We start from the raw sequence: 14,736 nt of genomic DNA, 5'->3' as shown, positions 1-14,736 counted from the left end.
CCATATTATTCTGTCATGCAGAATCTTCCTGCCCGGCGGAAGCCCACCTACTCCATCGAAGCGGTGGATAACGCCCTGCAGCTCCTCCAGCTCCTGCGGGACGTCGGCAGCCTGCGGCTCAAGGACGCTGCGGCGGAGCTCGGCGTGGCGCCGTCCACGGCACACCGGCTCCTGGCCATGCTGGTGTACCGGGGCTTCGCGGTCCAGGATGAAACGCGCCGGTATGTGCCGGGCCCCGCGATGGGCGCCGGCCCGGCGGGCTTGAGCTGGACACGCCAGCTGCGGGACATCTCCCGGCCACACATGGAACTGCTGTGCGCGCGCACCAACGAGACCGTCAACCTCATGATCCGGGTGGGCACAAAAGTCCGCTTTTTGGACACGGTGGAAAGCACCAACATCCTGCGCGTCGGGGACCGGCAGGGGACCCTGCTCCCCGCGCATAAAGCCTCGGGCGGGAAGGCCATCCTGGCGGAGCTCGATCCCGCCGTGCTGGAACAGCTGTTCCGCAGCCCCAACGCGGAACTGGGCGGAGACTACATCCCGGACGCCGACTACCCCGCGTTCCTGCGCGAGCTTGAGTCCGTCCGCGCCAACGGATTTGCCGCCAACTTCGAGGGTACCGAGGAGGGCATCAGCGCCTTCGGGATGGCCCTGCACAACGGCAAGGGCATGGTGGTGGGCGCCCTGAGCGTGGCCACTCCCGTGGCACGGTTCCGGCCCCTGTTCGACGCCGGGCTGGTGGGCGTCATGATGGAGACCCGGCGCCAGCTGGAAATAGACATCGCGGCCAATCCGGCGGACGGGGCAGCCGGAAGCTGACCGGCAGGGCCGAAGGAATTCTGCATGCCAGAATATGCTGGGGATCACAGCAGATCTTCCCTAGGGTCGAATCCACGTCGCAGTCAGTCCGCACGCAAGGAGAAGGCCAGTGTCGATCAGCGCTGAAAAACAAACGCACGAATCCGTGGCGCAGGAACACCACGTTCCCGGGCCCACCCCGGAGGAGGCTGCGCAGCTTGAGCAGCTGTACCGGGATTTCGATAAGGAAAACCTGATTCCGTTGTGGACGGAGATCGCGGACCTGATGCCCATGGTCCCGTCCCCGAAAGCAGTGCCGCACGTCTGGCGCTGGAATGACCTGTACCCCCTGGCCGCCCGCGCCGGGGACCTGGTGCCGGTGGGCCGCGGCGGGGAACGGCGCGCCATTGCGCTGGCCAACCCGGGCCTGGCCGGCACGCCTTACGCCACCCCGACGTTGTGGGCGGCCATCCAGTACCTGGGCGGCCGTGAAACGGCCCCGGAGCACCGCCACTCGCAGAATGCGTTCCGGTTCGTGGTGGAGGGCGAGGGCGTGTGGACCGTGGTGAACGGGGACCCTGTCCGGATGTCCCGCGGCGACTTCCTGCTCACCCCGGGCTGGAACTTCCACGGCCACCACAACGACACCGACGAGCCCATGGCGTGGATCGACGGCCTGGACATCCCGTTCGTGCACTACGCGGACGCCGGGTTCTTCGAGTTCGGCACCGAACGCGTCACCGACGAAGCCACCCCGGACATCTCCCGCTCCGAGCGGCTCTGGGCCCACCCCGGACTGCGCCCGCTCTCGGGCCTCGATGACACCACCAACTCCCCCATCGCGGCCTACCGGTGGAAGTACACCGACGCCGCCCTGCGCGAACAGCTGCTCCTCGAGGACGAGGGCCACCCCGCCACCGTCTCCCAGGGCCACGCCGCCATCCGGTACACCAACCCGACCACGGGCGGGGACGTCATGCCCACCATCCGCGCCGAGTTCCACCGGCTGCGCGCCGGCGCCTGGACCGAGACCGTCCGCGAGGTGGGCTCCAGCGTCTGGCAGGTCTTCGAAGGCACCGGATCCGTGACCCTGAACGGCGAAACCAAGGTCCTGGCCAAGGGCGACCTGTTCGTCGTCCCGTCCTGGCAGCAATGGTCCCTGGAAGCCGGGACTGAGTTTGATCTGTTCCGGTTCAGCGACGCCCCCATCTTCGAGCGCCTGAACTTCAACCGCACCTACATCGAAGGACGCACCAAGTAATGAAACTCCTCACCCTCCGCACTCCCGACGGAACAAAGGCCGCACGCCAGGACGGCGAGACCCTCACCGAAGTCCCGGGCTTTTCCGATGTCGGGGCACTCCTGCAGGACCCCAACTGGGAAACCATCGCCAAGGATGCCAACGGCGCAACACACGCGTTCGACGGCGCCGACCTCGCCGCCGTCGTGCCTTCCCCGGGCAAGATCATCTGCGTGGGCCACAACTACCGCAACCACATCAAGGAGATGGGCCGCGAGGTCCCCGAGTACCCCACCCTGTTCGCCAAGTACGCCGAGTCGCTGATCGGGCCCAACGATGACCTCGCGCTGCCGCAGGAATCGGACACCGTGGACTGGGAAGCCGAGCTCGCCGTCGTCATCGGCAAGGCCGGCCGGCGCATCCCGGAGGCAGAGGCTGCCGGGCACATCGCAGGGTACTCCGTGCTGAACGACATCAGCATGCGCGACTACCAGTTCCGCACCATCCAGTGGCTGCAGGGCAAGACCTGGGAGAAGTCCACCCCGTTCGGCCCGGCCCTGGTCACCAAGGACGAATTCACCCCCGGGCCGCTGATGACCTCGGCCGTGGATGGCGACGTCCAGCAGTCCACCCCCACCAGCGACCTGGTCTTCACCCCGGAATACCTGGTCTCCTACATCTCCACCATCATCACCCTGAACCCGGGCGACGTCATCGCCACCGGCACCCCCGGCGGCGTGGGCCACGCGCAGGACCCCAAGCGCTACCTGCAGGAGGGCCAGGTCCTGGTCACCACCATCGAGGGCCTGGGCCAGCTGACCAACCGCGTGGTCAAGGAAGCCTGATGGTTGCCCGGCACGACCAGGCCAGCGACCCCGTGCTGCTCGAGGGGCTGCTGCAGGCCCGGCGCGGCACCGCGTTCTTCGCCCGCAAGCTCAACGAGCTTCCCGACGCGGAACTGGACGGGGGCTCGCTGCTGCCCGGCTGGACCCGCCGCCACGTTGTAGCCCACGTGGGCTACAACGCCAGGGCCATCGCCCGTCTGGTCGAGTGGGCGGCCACCGGGGTGGAAACACCCATGTACCCTTCCGTTGAGGTCCGCAACCACGAGATCGACTTCGGGTCCACCCTCAGTCCCATCGCCCTGCGGAACCTGTTCGACCACTCCGCCGTGCACCTGAACGTCGAATGGCGCGACCTGCCCGCCGCCAACTGGCACCACAAGGTCAAAACCGTCCAGGGCAGGACCGTCCCGGCCGAAGAGACCGTGTGGATGCGCACCCGCGAAGTCTGGGTCCACGCCGTGGACCTGGACAACGGGGCCACCTTCAAGGACATCCCTGCACCCGTCCTGGAACGCCTGCTCAAGGACATCACCGGCGCCTGGCATGCGCGCGGCACCGACGCCGGGCTCCTCATCACAGTGGACGGCACCGGCTTGTCGTTTGGGGACACCGCCGCCCTGTCGCCCACCGTGGTGTCAGGTTCACTGGCCGCCATCGCCCAGTGGGCCGCGGGCCGCGGCACGGACGGAACCACGGCGAAGCGCGACGGCGAAGCAGCTACCCCGGCGCCGCCGGCACCGGCCTGGATCTGACAGGCCGCCGTGGCACCCGCCACAGCACCGCACCAGAGGCGGGCCAGCACCGGCTGGCCCGCCTTTCGGCGTTCCTGCCCGCATGTCCCGTCACGTGCGGTGCGTCGCCTCAGGCTGGAGCCTAAAAAGGATCCCCTGGACTTGGAGGAGGTTCCATAAAATCAGCCCAGGACGCTGGATAGCATGAGGTGACCGGACAGAGCCGTCCGGTGGGATCGACGCAAAAGGACAACCCATGGCCGCGGTTACGGTGGATGACATCCTCTCGGATCTTCCCCTCGGCTTCGCCAGCCTCATCCTTCGCCCGGCCCCCTCGGCGCCGGACATCGAACGGTTCCTGATCGTCGACGCCGACGATGAAGCAGCCCAGGCCGGCAAAGCCTTTGTCCTGCTCATCGGGGTCCGTGGCCGTTCGGCGCTGCCTGCCCTCCGGCGCCTCCTGAAGGACCCGCCCCCGGTGGTCGCCGTCAAGGGCCAGCGCGAAGACCTGGCGGAAGCGGAAGAACTCCTCCGCGCAGCCGGATCGGGACTGCTGCTGGTGGATCCGGCAGCAGACTGGGACCGCCTGCTCTCCATTGCCAAGGACCGGATCCAGCCGCGCAGCTACCAGAGCGAAGTGCTGACCCTGCTCGAGGAAGACCTGTTCGCGATCGCCCAGACCACAGCGCGGCTCACGTCCAGCCACGTGCTCATCGAGGATGCGGCCAACAAGGTCCTGGCCTACTCCACCGTCACCAATGACATCGACGAACTCCGCAAGGCTTCCATCCTGGCCCGGCGCGGCCCCCGCAAATACGAACTGCTGCTCAAGGATCTTGGCGCCTACCGCGAACTGCACCGCACCCGGCAGCCGGTCCGGGTACCCGCACGGCCCCAGGACGGGCTGCGGGAACGGGTGGCCATCGCGCTCTTTGCCGGCGAACGGATCATGGGCTACATCTGGCTCCAGGAGACCGGAGCCGGCTTCGGCCCGGACGTTGAGTATGTCCTCACGGGATCCGCGGCACGCGTCTCGGCCGAACTGATCCGGTACCGCAACCAGCAGTCCGTCCATATGCGGGAGGACCGGATTGTTCGGATCCTGTCAGGTCCCGCGGAGGCCGCCGCCAGCGCGCACAGCGGAAAAATCCCTTCGGAACGTCCCGCCGCCCTCATCCTCATCGGCATGTCCGACGCCGACTCGCGCGCCGACGACGCCGCACTCAAGCACGGGGAACTTGCCAATCTCGCCTCCATCCACGCGGCCGCGTACAAGCCCACCGCCGTCGTGGGCCAGTTCAAGGGTGACACCGCCATCATCGTGCCTGACCTGCAGTCCAGCACCGCGGAATCGGGGCTGCGGTCCCTTGCCGAGGCAATCGTCCGGGATGCCCGCAAGCACCTCGGCATCAGTCCATTCGCGGCCGTGGGCCCCTTGGTGCCGGACCTGTTGTCCCTCCATACGGTGACCGGGGTGACGGAGGCGCTGCTGGCCTGCGTGGGCACGGCAGAACCCGGCACGGTTGCCGCGGTGGGCGATTTCGAAGCGGAAATCCTCTACCGCGAGGCGGTGCGGAACTTCCACACCTCACCGTTCCGCCACCGCGGCCTGGCAGCGCTCCTCCAGGAGGACGCCGAACTCGCCGACACCCTCCGCACGTATTTCGATGCGTCCTTCGACGTCGCCGAATGCGCCAGGCGGATGAACCTGCACAAGAACACTGTCTACTACCGGGTGGCCAAAGCCACCCGGGTGACCGGCCTCGACTTCGGCAGCCCCAGGGATTCCCTGGTGGCGCTGCTCCACCTCCAGGAGTGGGCCTCCACTTCCTACGACACTTCAGGCAGGAAATGACCACAACACTCGGCGCACCACCCCTGGACATCGTCCTCGAGGACATCGTCCGGCGTCACCGTCCGCGGAAGGAAACGGGTGCAGTACCCCGCAACATCCCCTTCCTGGCCAAGGTCCCCTTCGACCGGTTTGGCATTGCCGTCGCCACCACGTCCGGTGACGTTTTTTGCTCCGGTGACGCCGATGTCCCCTTCTCCATCCAAAGCATCTCCAAGGTCTTCACCCTGGCCATGGCGCTGCAGGGCGGCCGGTCCGCCCGGCTGTGGTCTCGAGTGCTGCGCGAACCGTCCGGAACAGCCTTCAACTCCCTGGTCCAGCTCGAGGCCGAACATGGCATCCCGCGCAACCCCTTCATCAATGCCGGGGCGCTGGTGGTCACCGACCACCTGATGCAGGAGACGCCCGACGCCGCCGCGCACCTCCTGCGGTTCCTGACCGGACAAGCGGGTCACCAGGGACAGGCGGACAGCCGGGGACAGGGGCCGTTCATTGACGAGGCAGCTGCCGCCGGTGAACTGGCCGGCAGCAGCCGCAACCTTGCCCTGGCGCATTTCCTGAAGGACTTCGGGAACCTCACGCAGCCTGCGGAATCAGTGGTGGAGAACTACGTCCGCCAGTGTTCGATCATGATGACCTGCGCGGAGTTGGCCAAGGCCGGCCTGTTCCTTGCCAATGACGGACAGGGAGCCGCCGGCACCGTGTTGTCCCGGAGCGAGGCCAAGCGGATCGGCTCCATCATGCTGACGTGCGGCATGTATGACGCCGCCGGCGAATTCGCCTACCGCGTGGGCCTGCCCGGAAAGAGCGGGGTGGGCGGCGGAATACTGGTCATCGTGCCGGGCCAGTGCGCCATCTGCGTCTGGAGCCCGCGCCTGGATGCCAAGGGCAATTCCCTCGCCGGCACGGCAGCCCTTGCCGACCTCTCCGACCGCACCGGCTGGTCAGTTTTCTAGTTTTTCCCATCCAAGACAGATCTTCCCCGGATCGAAAGGAAATACCCATGCCCAACAACCCCAATGACGAGGTTGGCTTCGACCACATAATTGATGGTGGTCACGCGCATGCGTCCGAGACCTCCCTGCACGCGGAGGACAAGGGTTACCACAAGAACCTCAAGCCCCGGCAGATCCAGATGATCGCGATCGGCGGCGCGATCGGCACCGGCCTGTTCCTGGGCGCCGGCGGCCGGCTCAACGCCGCGGGCCCGTCCCTGGTCATCGCCTACGCGGTCTGCGGGTTCTTCGCGTTCCTGATCCTGCGCGCCCTGGGCGAACTGGTCCTGCACCGGCCCTCCTCGGGCTCGTTCGTCTCCTACGCCCGCGAATTCTTCGGCGAAAAAGCCGCGTTCGTCTCCGGCTGGTTCTACTGGATCAACTGGGCCACCACCACCATCGTGGACATCACCGCCGCCGCCCTCTACATGCACTTCTTCGGCAACTACATCCCCTGGATGGCCGACGTTCCCCAGTGGGCCTGGGCACTGACCGCCCTCATCGTCGTCCTGGCCCTGAACCTGGTCTCGGTCAAGGTCTTCGGCGAAATGGAATTCTGGTTCGCCCTGATCAAGGTCGCCGCCCTGGTCGCGTTCCTCATCATCGGCACCTACTTCGTCATCTTCGGCACCCCCGTGGACGGCCAACAGGTCGGCATCAGCCTCCTGTCCGACAACGGCGGGATCTTCCCCAACGGCCTGCTGCCCATGATCATCCTCATGCAAGGCGTCCTGTTCGCCTACGCCTCCATCGAACTCGTCGGCACCGCCGCCGGCGAAACCGAAAACCCCGAAAAAATCATGCCCAAGGCCATCAACTCCGTGGTCTTCCGCATCGCCGTGTTCTACGTCGGCTCCGTGATCCTCCTGGCCCTGCTGCTGCCCTTCACCTCCTACCAAAAAGGCGTCAGCCCCTTCGTGACCTTCTTCGGCTCCATCGGCGTCCAGGGCGTAGACGTCATCATGAACCTCGTCGTCCTCACCGCCGCCCTGTCCTCCCTGAACGCCGGACTCTACTCCACCGGCCGGATCCTGCGCTCCATGTCCGTCAACGGCTCCGCACCCCGCTTCGCCTCCCGCATGAACAAAGCAGGCGTCCCCTACGGCGGCATCGCCATCACCGCCACCGTCTCCCTCCTCGGCGTCCCCCTGAACTACCTCGTCCCCGCCGAAGCCTTCGAAATCGTCCTGAACATCGCCTCCGTCGGCATCATCATGACCTGGGCCACCATCGTCCTGTGCCAAATCCAACTCAAAAGCTGGGCCGACAAAGGCTGGGTCACCCGCCCCTCCTTCCGCATGTTCGGCGCCCCCTACACCGGCTACCTCTCCCTGCTCTTCCTCATCGGCGTCCTCATCATGGTCTTCATCGACTCACCCCTGACCATGCTCGTCACCGCCATCGCCTCCATCCTCATGGTCGCCGGCTGGTACGCCTGCCGCACCCGCATCCGCCAAATCGCCGAAACCCGCGACGGCTACACCGGAAAGTCCCCCGTCATCGCCAACCGCACCCCCATCTCCTGACCCCATCCCTTCCGCCAACCTTCCGAGCCAAAGAAAGAACATGACACCAGAGCCGCAGCCCACCCTGACCTCCTCCCCCACCCGGCCCGCCGCCGTCGTCCATCACCAGGACACCGTGGCGCCCGCCCTGAAATCCGCGGGGCACGTGATCGTTGACTCGCTGGTGGCGCATGGCGTGGAACGCACCTATGTGGTTCCCGGCGAGAGCTTCCTGGATGTGCTGGACGGCCTGCACAACTCGAAGATCGAAACCATCGTCTGCCGCCATGAAGGCGGTGCCGCGTACATGGCGGAAGCCGACGGAAAGCTGAACCAGCGCCCGGGCGTGGCGATGGTGACCCGGGGGCCCGGCGCGGCCAACGCCCACGTAGGGCTGCACACCGCCTGGCAGGACTCCACGCCGATGCTGCTCTTCGTGGGCCTGATCCCGTTTGCCCACCGGGACCGCGAGGCGTTCCAGGAATTCGACATCAAGTCCTGGTTCGACACCGGCGCCAAGCGGGTGATGGTCCTTGACCACCCGGAACGGGCCTCCGAGATCGTGGCGGAGGCCATGTTTGCGGCAATGAGCGGCCGGCCCGGGCCCGTGGTGGTGGGCCTGCCCGAGGACGTCATCCGGCGGGAGGTCAGCCCTGCGCTGCATCCTGCGATTCCCGTGGCCGCAGGCGGGATGGGCAGCGCTGATGCGTCAGCCCTGGAAGCGGCGCTGGCGGAATCGTCCAAGCCGCTGTTCGTGACCGGCGGCAACGACTGGACGCAGGAGGCCGCGGACCAGCTCACCGCCTGGCTGGAACGGCACCACATCCCGGCGGCGGCGGAATGGCGGACGCAGGGAACAGTGCCCTTCGATTCGCCGTCCTACGTGGGACCGATCGGCTATGGCCGGCCGCGCCCCACTTACGACCTGCTGGAGGAGACCGACCTCCTGGTCTTCGTGGGAACGGTGCCGGGCGACGTCATTACGGACGGTTTCGTCTGCCGGCAGGACTGGAACAAGGAAAATTTCCTGGTCACCGTGGACCCGTCGCTGCGGGGAAGGTCCGGCCCGGTGTCGCGGCAGATCCTGGCCAAACCGGAAGCGTTCGTGCGCGGCCTGGAGGGCATCAGCCTGCCCGTGAAGGAAGAGTGGAAGGCCTGGACGGCCAGGATGCGCGCCGAGCAGGAGCGCTTTGCCACGCTGCCTCCTGCTGCCCCGGCGGCCGGGCAGGCCCGGATGGACACCCTGATGGCCAACCTCGTCCCCCGGCTGCCGGAGGATGCGATGGTGACGTTCGGTGCAGGTGAACACACCAACTGGGCGCACCGGTATTTCCCCACCCGCCGCTACGCGTCCATGATCAGCGCGCGGAACGGGTCCATGGGCTACTCCGTCCCCTCGGCCATCGCAGCGTCCCTGGCCGAACCGAAGCGGCGCGTGGTCACCATCGCCGGGGACGGCGAATTCCTCATGAACGGGCAGGAGCTGGCCACGGCTGCCCAGTACGGGGCCACGCCGCTGGTGGTGGTCATGGACAACCAGGAGTACGGCACCATCCGCACGCACCAGGAGCGGCACTATCCCCGGCGCGTCTCCGGTACCCAGCTGAAGAACCCCGACTTTGCGCTGATGGCCAGGGCTTTCGGCGGATTCGGGGTCACGGTGACCGAGGACCGAGATGTCCCGGCAGCGCTGGATGCAGCCCTGGCAGCGATTGACCGGGACGGCGTATTCGCCCTCATCCATCTCGTGGTGGAGCAGCGGGTCAAGGCGTACTAGGCCAAGGGGAAGGCCGGCACGAAAGTGCCGGCCTTCTTCCTTGCTCTTGCTGCGGGCGGTTAGAGCCGGTCCGTCCGGTCCTCGCCACCCTTGTGGCCGGCCCCGCGGAGGTTTTCCTGGACTTTGCCGAACAGGTCCTTGATGGTGGATTCCGCGTTGGTGATGACGTCCACCGGCACAAAGACCTCATGGGTCAGCGGCAGGTCATATTCGTCCTTCAGGTGGGTGCCGTTTCCAACCCCCGTCAGCGACAGGTAGACCATGGCCTCAGTCCGGGCGATGCCCGCGAGCTTGCCGAACACAACCGTGAACTCGTTCGGCTTGAAGCTGATGGTCTGCCCGATGTGGCTGCGGCCCAGTTCCCCGGCGGTTACGGCCTTCTCCGACTGGCTTCCGGTGTAGTCCATGAACTTCTCCTTCGATCGCCAACACGTATGCAGGCAGTCTAACCCTGCCGCTCCATGCCGGCACAGGGTCCCTGCTGGAGGGATGCACAACAAGGGACCGGAACCCGTGGCCATTCCTCCATTGAGCCGCGCCGTGGCGCAGCGGTTTGATGGCATCACCGGGGCCGCAGCAGCCGCCCCGGCCAAGCCTCTTCAAAGGAATATCCGTGACTTCAATGACGAGCCGCGTAAAGAGCCCTGTCCGCTGGGACGCTGTCCAGGTCGGCGACAGCGTCGAACTCAGGAGGGATGGGCACACCGCCTTCAGCGGCCTGGTGGATGCCCGGACCGATGACGGCGACGTGGTGTGGGTGGCAGCCCCCGCGGGAGACCGGCGCTTGTTCCATATCGCCGACGGCTACGACCTGGCAGGGGTGCCGGCATGACGGACTGCCCGGACGATTGCCCCTACTGCACCGGGCCGGAGACTGACTAAGGGGCCGGTAGAATCTTGAGGGTCCGGGCACCGGCTCCGGACCCGTAGGCGGAACCGGCCCTGCACCCTGCAGTGCCGGCGGACAGCAGGAGGAGCAGCCGTGCGTGGTGCCCTCCCGCAGGTCCCTTTCCACCTCCTCCGTGCCTCGACCCTGGCCGCCGGCACCCTGGCCCTCGCCGGCGGCGCCCACGTGGTTGGCGGAGGCCGCCTTCCGGCCCCGGGCATCCTCCTGGCCGTGCTGGCCCTGACAGCACTGGCCAGCACGGCCGCAACCCGCCTTCGGCTGGCGTTTCCGGCCATGGCCGCGCTCCTGGGCGGCGGCCAGCTGGCCCTGCACGAGCTTCTCACCGCCTTTTCCGCTCCCCTTGAGAGCGCAGCAGGTGCGCCGGCGGCGGCCCACCTGCACCAGGTCCCCCTGGCCGGGTTCGCAGCGTTCGCTCCCCTGGCGGAGCACCTGAGTCCCGCGAATCCCGCGTTGGCACCACTGATGCTCGCAGCGCACGCGGCGGCCACGCTGGGCTGCGCCCTCCTCCTCGCCAAAGGCGAAGCTGCCCTGTGGGCACTGGCCGACTGGCTGCGGCCCTTTGCCGGCCTTCCCGGGCCGGTGGCACCTGTCCCTGCCGTCCGCCTCAACGGACTGTTCAGGCACGTTCCCTTGTACCGCTCCCCCTGGCGCAACGTCCGCCAGGACAGCCGGCGCGGCCCGCCTTCCGCCGTCGTGCTTCCCTGCTAAAGCCCCGCACCGGCCTTCCGCCCGGCGTCGGGGTACACATTTTGCACGCCCTGAATCAGTGGTGTGCGCCAGAAAGGCAACCCATGACAACCCCGTTTTTTCGCCGTACCCTGACCGCATCCGCAGCCGCCGCAGGCTCAGCCGTTCTCCTGCTCGCCGCGGCGGGCGGCGCCTCAGCGCATGTTGGCGTGACGCCGGACAAGACCGGCGCCGGTTCCTATGCCCTGCTGACGTTCGGCATTCCGCACGGCTGCGGCACGTCCCCCACCACGAAGGTGGCCATCACGCTGCCCCCGGAATTGAATGACGCCCAACCCACAGTCAACCCCAACTGGACAGCGGAAAAGGTGACCGAACAGTTCGCCGAACCCCGGAAGCTCCCGGACGGAACCGCCATCACGCAGCGGACCAGCCAGATCGTCTATACGGCCAAGACGCCGCTGAGCCCCGAACTGCGCGACGCCCTGGTCCTTTCCGTGCACCTGCCGGACATGGCCGGGACAACCCTGAACTTCCCCACGCTGCAGACCTGCGAAAGCGGCCAGACCGACTGGTCCCAGGTCGCCGCTGACGGCCAGGACCCCCACGGGCTGAAAGCCCCCGCCCCCTCGCTCACCATCACGGCGGCGGACAGCGCGGACGCCCACGGCGCGGCAGGAGCTGCCCACGGCACCGGACAGGCGGCGGGGACGGACAGCGGCGCGGAGGCGCGCAGCTGGACCGGGCTTGCTGCCGGCGTGGGCGGACTGGTCCTGGGCGGGGCGGCACTGCTGCGGAGCAAGGGCAGGCTCCGCGCGCCGGGCACCAACACTGCCGCCGGCACTGCCGGCCGGGAGCCGGCCGGCAAGCCCTAGGGTCGTAATTGGTGCCCGGATCATCACGATCCGGGCATCAAATTGCCCCTACTGCAGGTGGCATCGTTGACGCGGGCAACGGCTACCGCGAAGGTGGTCCCATGAGGTCTCAGAAAATTTCCCAGGGGTTTGCCATGACGACGGCGGCCGCAGCGGCAGCGCTGCTGCTCACCGCGTGCGGTCCAAGCCAGCCGCAGTCCCAGACTACGACGGCGCCCGCCACCGGGCAGGCCAGCCAGTCCCCCTCGCCGACCGCGTCAACGGCGCCTCCGGCGTCCTCGGCGCCGGCCACGTCGACGCCGGCTTCCCCGTCCCCCGTCAGCCCTGCCGGCACTCCGGGCCTGTGCAAGGCGGCCGGGCTCACGGCGGCCACGGATCCGTCCGGTGGCGGCGCTGCCGGCAGTGTCTACATGAAGCTCAACCTCACCAACAGCGGCTCCGAGCCGTGCATCCTCAGGGGCTTCCCGGGCGTCTCCCTGGTGGCAGACGCCGCCGGCGCCCCCATTGGCGCCCCCGCCACGCGGGATGAGTCCGCAGGTGTCGTGGACGTTCTGCTGGCCCCCGGCCAGATGGCCACTGCGGTGCTGCGCTACACGCAGGCAGGCAACTACATGGACTGCTCCCCCGTGGATGCTGCCGGCTACCGGATCTATCCGCCCGAGGACACCGATTCCCTGTTCCTCCCGCAACCTACCCGGGCCTGCGGCAACGCAAACATCACACTGCTCAGCATTGGAGCGTTCCAGCCCGCCTGACCCCGGGACCTGACCCAGGAGGGAACCGGGAATGGAGGGAGGCACAAACTGGCCTGCGAGGGCCGTGGACCGTAGGCAGGTTGGACTGGCATGACGTCGATTTGGCTGGACCGCAGGGATCCCTTCATTTCTGATCCGTTTGAACCGGACACCAGGTATGACACGGTGGTGGCGGGGGCCGGCCTCACCGGCCTGGTCGCCGCACTGCTGCTGGCCCGCTCCGGGCAAAGCGTACTGGTACTGGAGGCCCGCCGGCCGGGGGCCGTGACCACCGGCAACACCACTGCAAAAGTAACGCTGCTGCAGGGCACGTTCCTGTCCCAGCTGGCCCGCCAGTATTCGCAGAAACAGGTGCAGGCGTACGTGGACGGAAACCGGGAGGGCCAGGCCTGGCTGCTGCGCTACCTGGAGGAGCACAACGTGCCCTTCCAGCGCCGCACCGCTTACACCTATGCTGCGTCAGCACAGGGAACGGAAAAGCTGCGGGAGGAGGTCAGCGCCGCCACCACCGCCGGGCTGGACGTGAATTACGTCCGCGACGCGGGTTTGCCGTTTCCCGTCCACGGGGCCGCCCGGCTGCGGGACCAGGCCCAGATCAACCCGATGGAGGTCCTCGACGCACTGGTGGCGGACATCCGCCGCCGTGGCGGCCGGATCGTCAGCGGCGTGCGCCTCCAGGACGTCACCGGCGATGCGCCCTCCGCCGTCAGGACCGACCGTGGCAGTGTCAGGGCGGACACGGTCGTCCTTGCCACCGGAATCCCCGTCCTGAACCGCGGCCTCTATTTCGCCAAGCTGAAGCCAAGCCGCTCCTACGCGGCGGCCCTTGCCCTGCAGGAGGACCAGGCACCTCCCCCGGGCATGTATATCTCCGTTGAGCAGCCCACGCACTCCCTTCGCGACTATGAGGTGGACGGCCGGAACCTGCTGCTTGTGGGCGGTCACGGCCATCACGTGGGGCGGACGGACTCAGAGAAAGCGCACCTCACCGGGCTGCTCGACTGGGCGGGCCGGCATTACCCCGGTGCGGTCACCACGCACACGTGGTCGGCACAGGACTACATGCCCACCAACCTCATGCCCTTCTTCGGAAAGCTCCCGCGCGGCAAGGGCCGGATCTACTTCGGCACCGGCTACAACAAGTGGGGAATGACCAACGCCGTCGCCGCCGCTGGGCATCTCGGCGGACATCCTGGGCGGCCAGGTGCCCTGGGCGGACACCATCCACCACCGCATTACATCGCCGGCAGGTGCGTTGTCCGCCGTGGCGCTCAACGCCGGCGTTGCCGCGAGGATGGCCTCCGACTGGGGGAAGGTGACCACTGAGGGCCGCAGGATTGACGGCCTCAAACGGGGAACCCGCGGACCCACCGTTCCCGCAGCGCCTGCCCCCGCAACACCTGATACCGCAGGCCCGGCCGCCGGGACACCTGGTCCTGCGGGTGCTGCTGCCGCCGTCCCGGCTGAAGGCCAGGGCAAGGTCTACCGCCAGGGCAACCGGCCGGTGGCTGTATCCACCGTGGAAGGAACCACCTGCAGGCTCTCGGCGGTCTGCACGCACCTGGGCGGCATCCTGCACTGGAACGACAACGAACAGACGTGGGACTGCCCCCTGCACGGCTCCCGCTTCACGAACCAGGGAAGGTTGCTTGAAGGCCCGGCCACCAAGGACCTGCCGGAGTCCGAAACTGTTTGAACAGGAATTGATCAGCTATTGAACAGGGATTTGCCGGCCGAGGCCCTGCAGGGCTGCCGTCTGCCTTGGC

General features: G+C 67.5%; 13 protein-coding genes and 1 pseudogene. 13 read left to right on the top strand and 1 reads right to left on the bottom strand.

Annotation, left to right across the window (positions count from 1 at the left end):
• Nucleotides 1-15: 15 nt before the first annotated feature.
• The 8 genes from LDO14_RS03395 to LDO14_RS03360 all read left to right on the top strand — a co-directional run bounded on the left by LDO14_RS03395 (nt 16) and on the right by LDO14_RS03360 (nt 9,746).
• Nucleotides 16-822 (top strand): IclR family transcriptional regulator, encoded by an 807-nt coding sequence (locus LDO14_RS03395; protein ID WP_018772173.1) that lies wholly within the window; start codon nt 16-18, stop codon nt 820-822.
• 109 nt (nt 823-931) lie between these two features.
• A complete protein-coding gene (locus tag LDO14_RS03390; RefSeq protein ID WP_223993793.1) occupies nt 932-2,062 on the top strand; it encodes a cupin domain-containing protein in 1,131 nt (376 codons plus the stop codon).
• Nucleotides 2,062-2,886: a fumarylacetoacetate hydrolase family protein gene (locus LDO14_RS03385; RefSeq protein ID WP_223993791.1), complete on the top strand. Its 825-nt coding sequence runs from the start codon at nt 2,062-2,064 to the stop codon at nt 2,884-2,886. Before LDO14_RS03390 ends, LDO14_RS03385 begins: the two co-directional genes overlap by 1 nt.
• Nucleotides 2,886-3,638, top strand: coding sequence for a maleylpyruvate isomerase family mycothiol-dependent enzyme (locus LDO14_RS03380; RefSeq protein WP_223993785.1), 753 nt, complete (start codon nt 2,886-2,888; stop codon nt 3,636-3,638). The genes LDO14_RS03385 and LDO14_RS03380 overlap by 1 nt, the downstream gene beginning before the upstream one ends.
• Nucleotides 3,639-3,873: 235 nt before the next feature.
• On the top strand, nt 3,874-5,472 hold the full coding sequence (locus LDO14_RS03375) for a helix-turn-helix domain-containing protein (protein ID WP_018772169.1): 1,599 nt from the start codon (nt 3,874-3,876) through the stop codon (nt 5,470-5,472).
• Nucleotides 5,469-6,425, top strand: a complete 957-nt coding sequence (locus LDO14_RS03370; protein WP_223993783.1) for a glutaminase — start codon at nt 5,469-5,471, stop codon at nt 6,423-6,425. Before LDO14_RS03375 ends, LDO14_RS03370 begins: the two co-directional genes overlap by 4 nt.
• A gap of 47 nt (nt 6,426-6,472) precedes the next feature.
• Nucleotides 6,473-7,990, top strand: a complete 1,518-nt coding sequence (locus LDO14_RS03365) for an amino acid permease (RefSeq protein WP_223993782.1) — start codon at nt 6,473-6,475, stop codon at nt 7,988-7,990.
• A 40-nt stretch (nt 7,991-8,030) separates the two neighbouring features.
• On the top strand, nt 8,031-9,746 hold the full coding sequence (locus tag LDO14_RS03360; protein ID WP_144601243.1) for a thiamine pyrophosphate-dependent enzyme: 1,716 nt from the start codon (nt 8,031-8,033) through the stop codon (nt 9,744-9,746).
• Nucleotides 9,747-9,805: 59 nt separating this feature from the next.
• Here the strand turns inward: LDO14_RS03360 and LDO14_RS03355 are convergent, their stop codons facing one another.
• Nucleotides 9,806-10,153: a hypothetical protein gene (locus LDO14_RS03355; RefSeq protein ID WP_018770854.1), complete on the bottom strand. Its 348-nt coding sequence runs from the start codon at nt 10,151-10,153 to the stop codon at nt 9,806-9,808.
• Nucleotides 10,154-10,368: 215 nt separating this feature from the next.
• Here LDO14_RS03355 and LDO14_RS03350 point away from each other — a divergent pair, with 215 nt between their 5' ends.
• The 5 genes and pseudogenes from LDO14_RS03350 (at nt 10,369) to LDO14_RS03330 (ending at nt 14,666) form a co-directional block, all read left to right on the top strand.
• The gene (locus LDO14_RS03350) at nt 10,369-10,578 is read left to right on the top strand and encodes a hypothetical protein (protein ID WP_223995107.1); all 210 of its coding nucleotides are present in this window, start codon (nt 10,369-10,371) and stop codon (nt 10,576-10,578) included.
• 150 nt (nt 10,579-10,728) lie between these two features.
• A complete protein-coding gene (locus LDO14_RS03345) occupies nt 10,729-11,361 on the top strand; it encodes a hypothetical protein (RefSeq protein WP_223993781.1) in 633 nt (210 codons plus the stop codon).
• An 83-nt stretch (nt 11,362-11,444) separates the two neighbouring features.
• Nucleotides 11,445-12,215 carry a YcnI family protein gene (locus LDO14_RS03340; protein ID WP_223993780.1) on the top strand — a complete coding sequence of 257 codons (771 nt, stop codon included), beginning with the start codon at nt 11,445-11,447 and terminating at the stop codon, nt 12,213-12,215.
• 101 nt (nt 12,216-12,316) lie between these two features.
• The gene (locus LDO14_RS03335) at nt 12,317-12,970 is read left to right on the top strand and encodes a DUF4232 domain-containing protein (RefSeq protein WP_200953184.1); all 654 of its coding nucleotides are present in this window, start codon (nt 12,317-12,319) and stop codon (nt 12,968-12,970) included.
• A 90-nt stretch (nt 12,971-13,060) separates the two neighbouring features.
• Nucleotides 13,061-14,666: pseudogene (locus tag LDO14_RS03330) on the top strand (FAD-dependent oxidoreductase).
• Nucleotides 14,667-14,736 lie beyond the last annotated feature (70 nt).

It is taken from the genome of Arthrobacter sp. NicSoilB11 (assembly GCF_019977375.1).
Lineage (GTDB): Bacteria > Actinomycetota > Actinomycetes > Actinomycetales > Micrococcaceae > Arthrobacter.
Note: the sequence above shows the minus strand (reverse complement) of the source record. Positions and strands in the feature narration are given on the sequence as shown.

What these genes read in the sequence shown, in the direction of transcription:
- LDO14_RS03395 (WP_018772173.1), top strand. Translation starts at nt 16, where the DNA reads ATGCAGAATCTTCCTGCCCGGCGGAAGCCCACCTACTCCATCGAAGCG.
- LDO14_RS03385 (WP_223993791.1), top strand. Translation starts at nt 2,062, where the DNA reads ATGAAACTCCTCACCCTCCGCACTCCCGACGGAACAAAGGCCGCACGC.
- LDO14_RS03380 (WP_223993785.1), top strand. Translation starts at nt 2,886, where the DNA reads ATGGTTGCCCGGCACGACCAGGCCAGCGACCCCGTGCTGCTCGAGGGG.
- LDO14_RS03375 (WP_018772169.1), top strand. Translation starts at nt 3,874, where the DNA reads ATGGCCGCGGTTACGGTGGATGACATCCTCTCGGATCTTCCCCTCGGC.
- LDO14_RS03370 (WP_223993783.1), top strand. Translation starts at nt 5,469, where the DNA reads ATGACCACAACACTCGGCGCACCACCCCTGGACATCGTCCTCGAGGAC.
- LDO14_RS03365 (WP_223993782.1), top strand. Translation starts at nt 6,473, where the DNA reads ATGCCCAACAACCCCAATGACGAGGTTGGCTTCGACCACATAATTGAT.
- LDO14_RS03360 (WP_144601243.1), top strand. Translation starts at nt 8,031, where the DNA reads ATGACACCAGAGCCGCAGCCCACCCTGACCTCCTCCCCCACCCGGCCC.
- LDO14_RS03355 (WP_018770854.1), bottom strand. Translation starts at nt 10,153, where the DNA reads ATGGACTACACCGGAAGCCAGTCGGAGAAGGCCGTAACCGCCGGGGAA.
- LDO14_RS03350 (WP_223995107.1), top strand. Translation starts at nt 10,369, where the DNA reads ATGACGAGCCGCGTAAAGAGCCCTGTCCGCTGGGACGCTGTCCAGGTC.
- LDO14_RS03340 (WP_223993780.1), top strand. Translation starts at nt 11,445, where the DNA reads ATGACAACCCCGTTTTTTCGCCGTACCCTGACCGCATCCGCAGCCGCC.
- LDO14_RS03335 (WP_200953184.1), top strand. Translation starts at nt 12,317, where the DNA reads ATGAGGTCTCAGAAAATTTCCCAGGGGTTTGCCATGACGACGGCGGCC.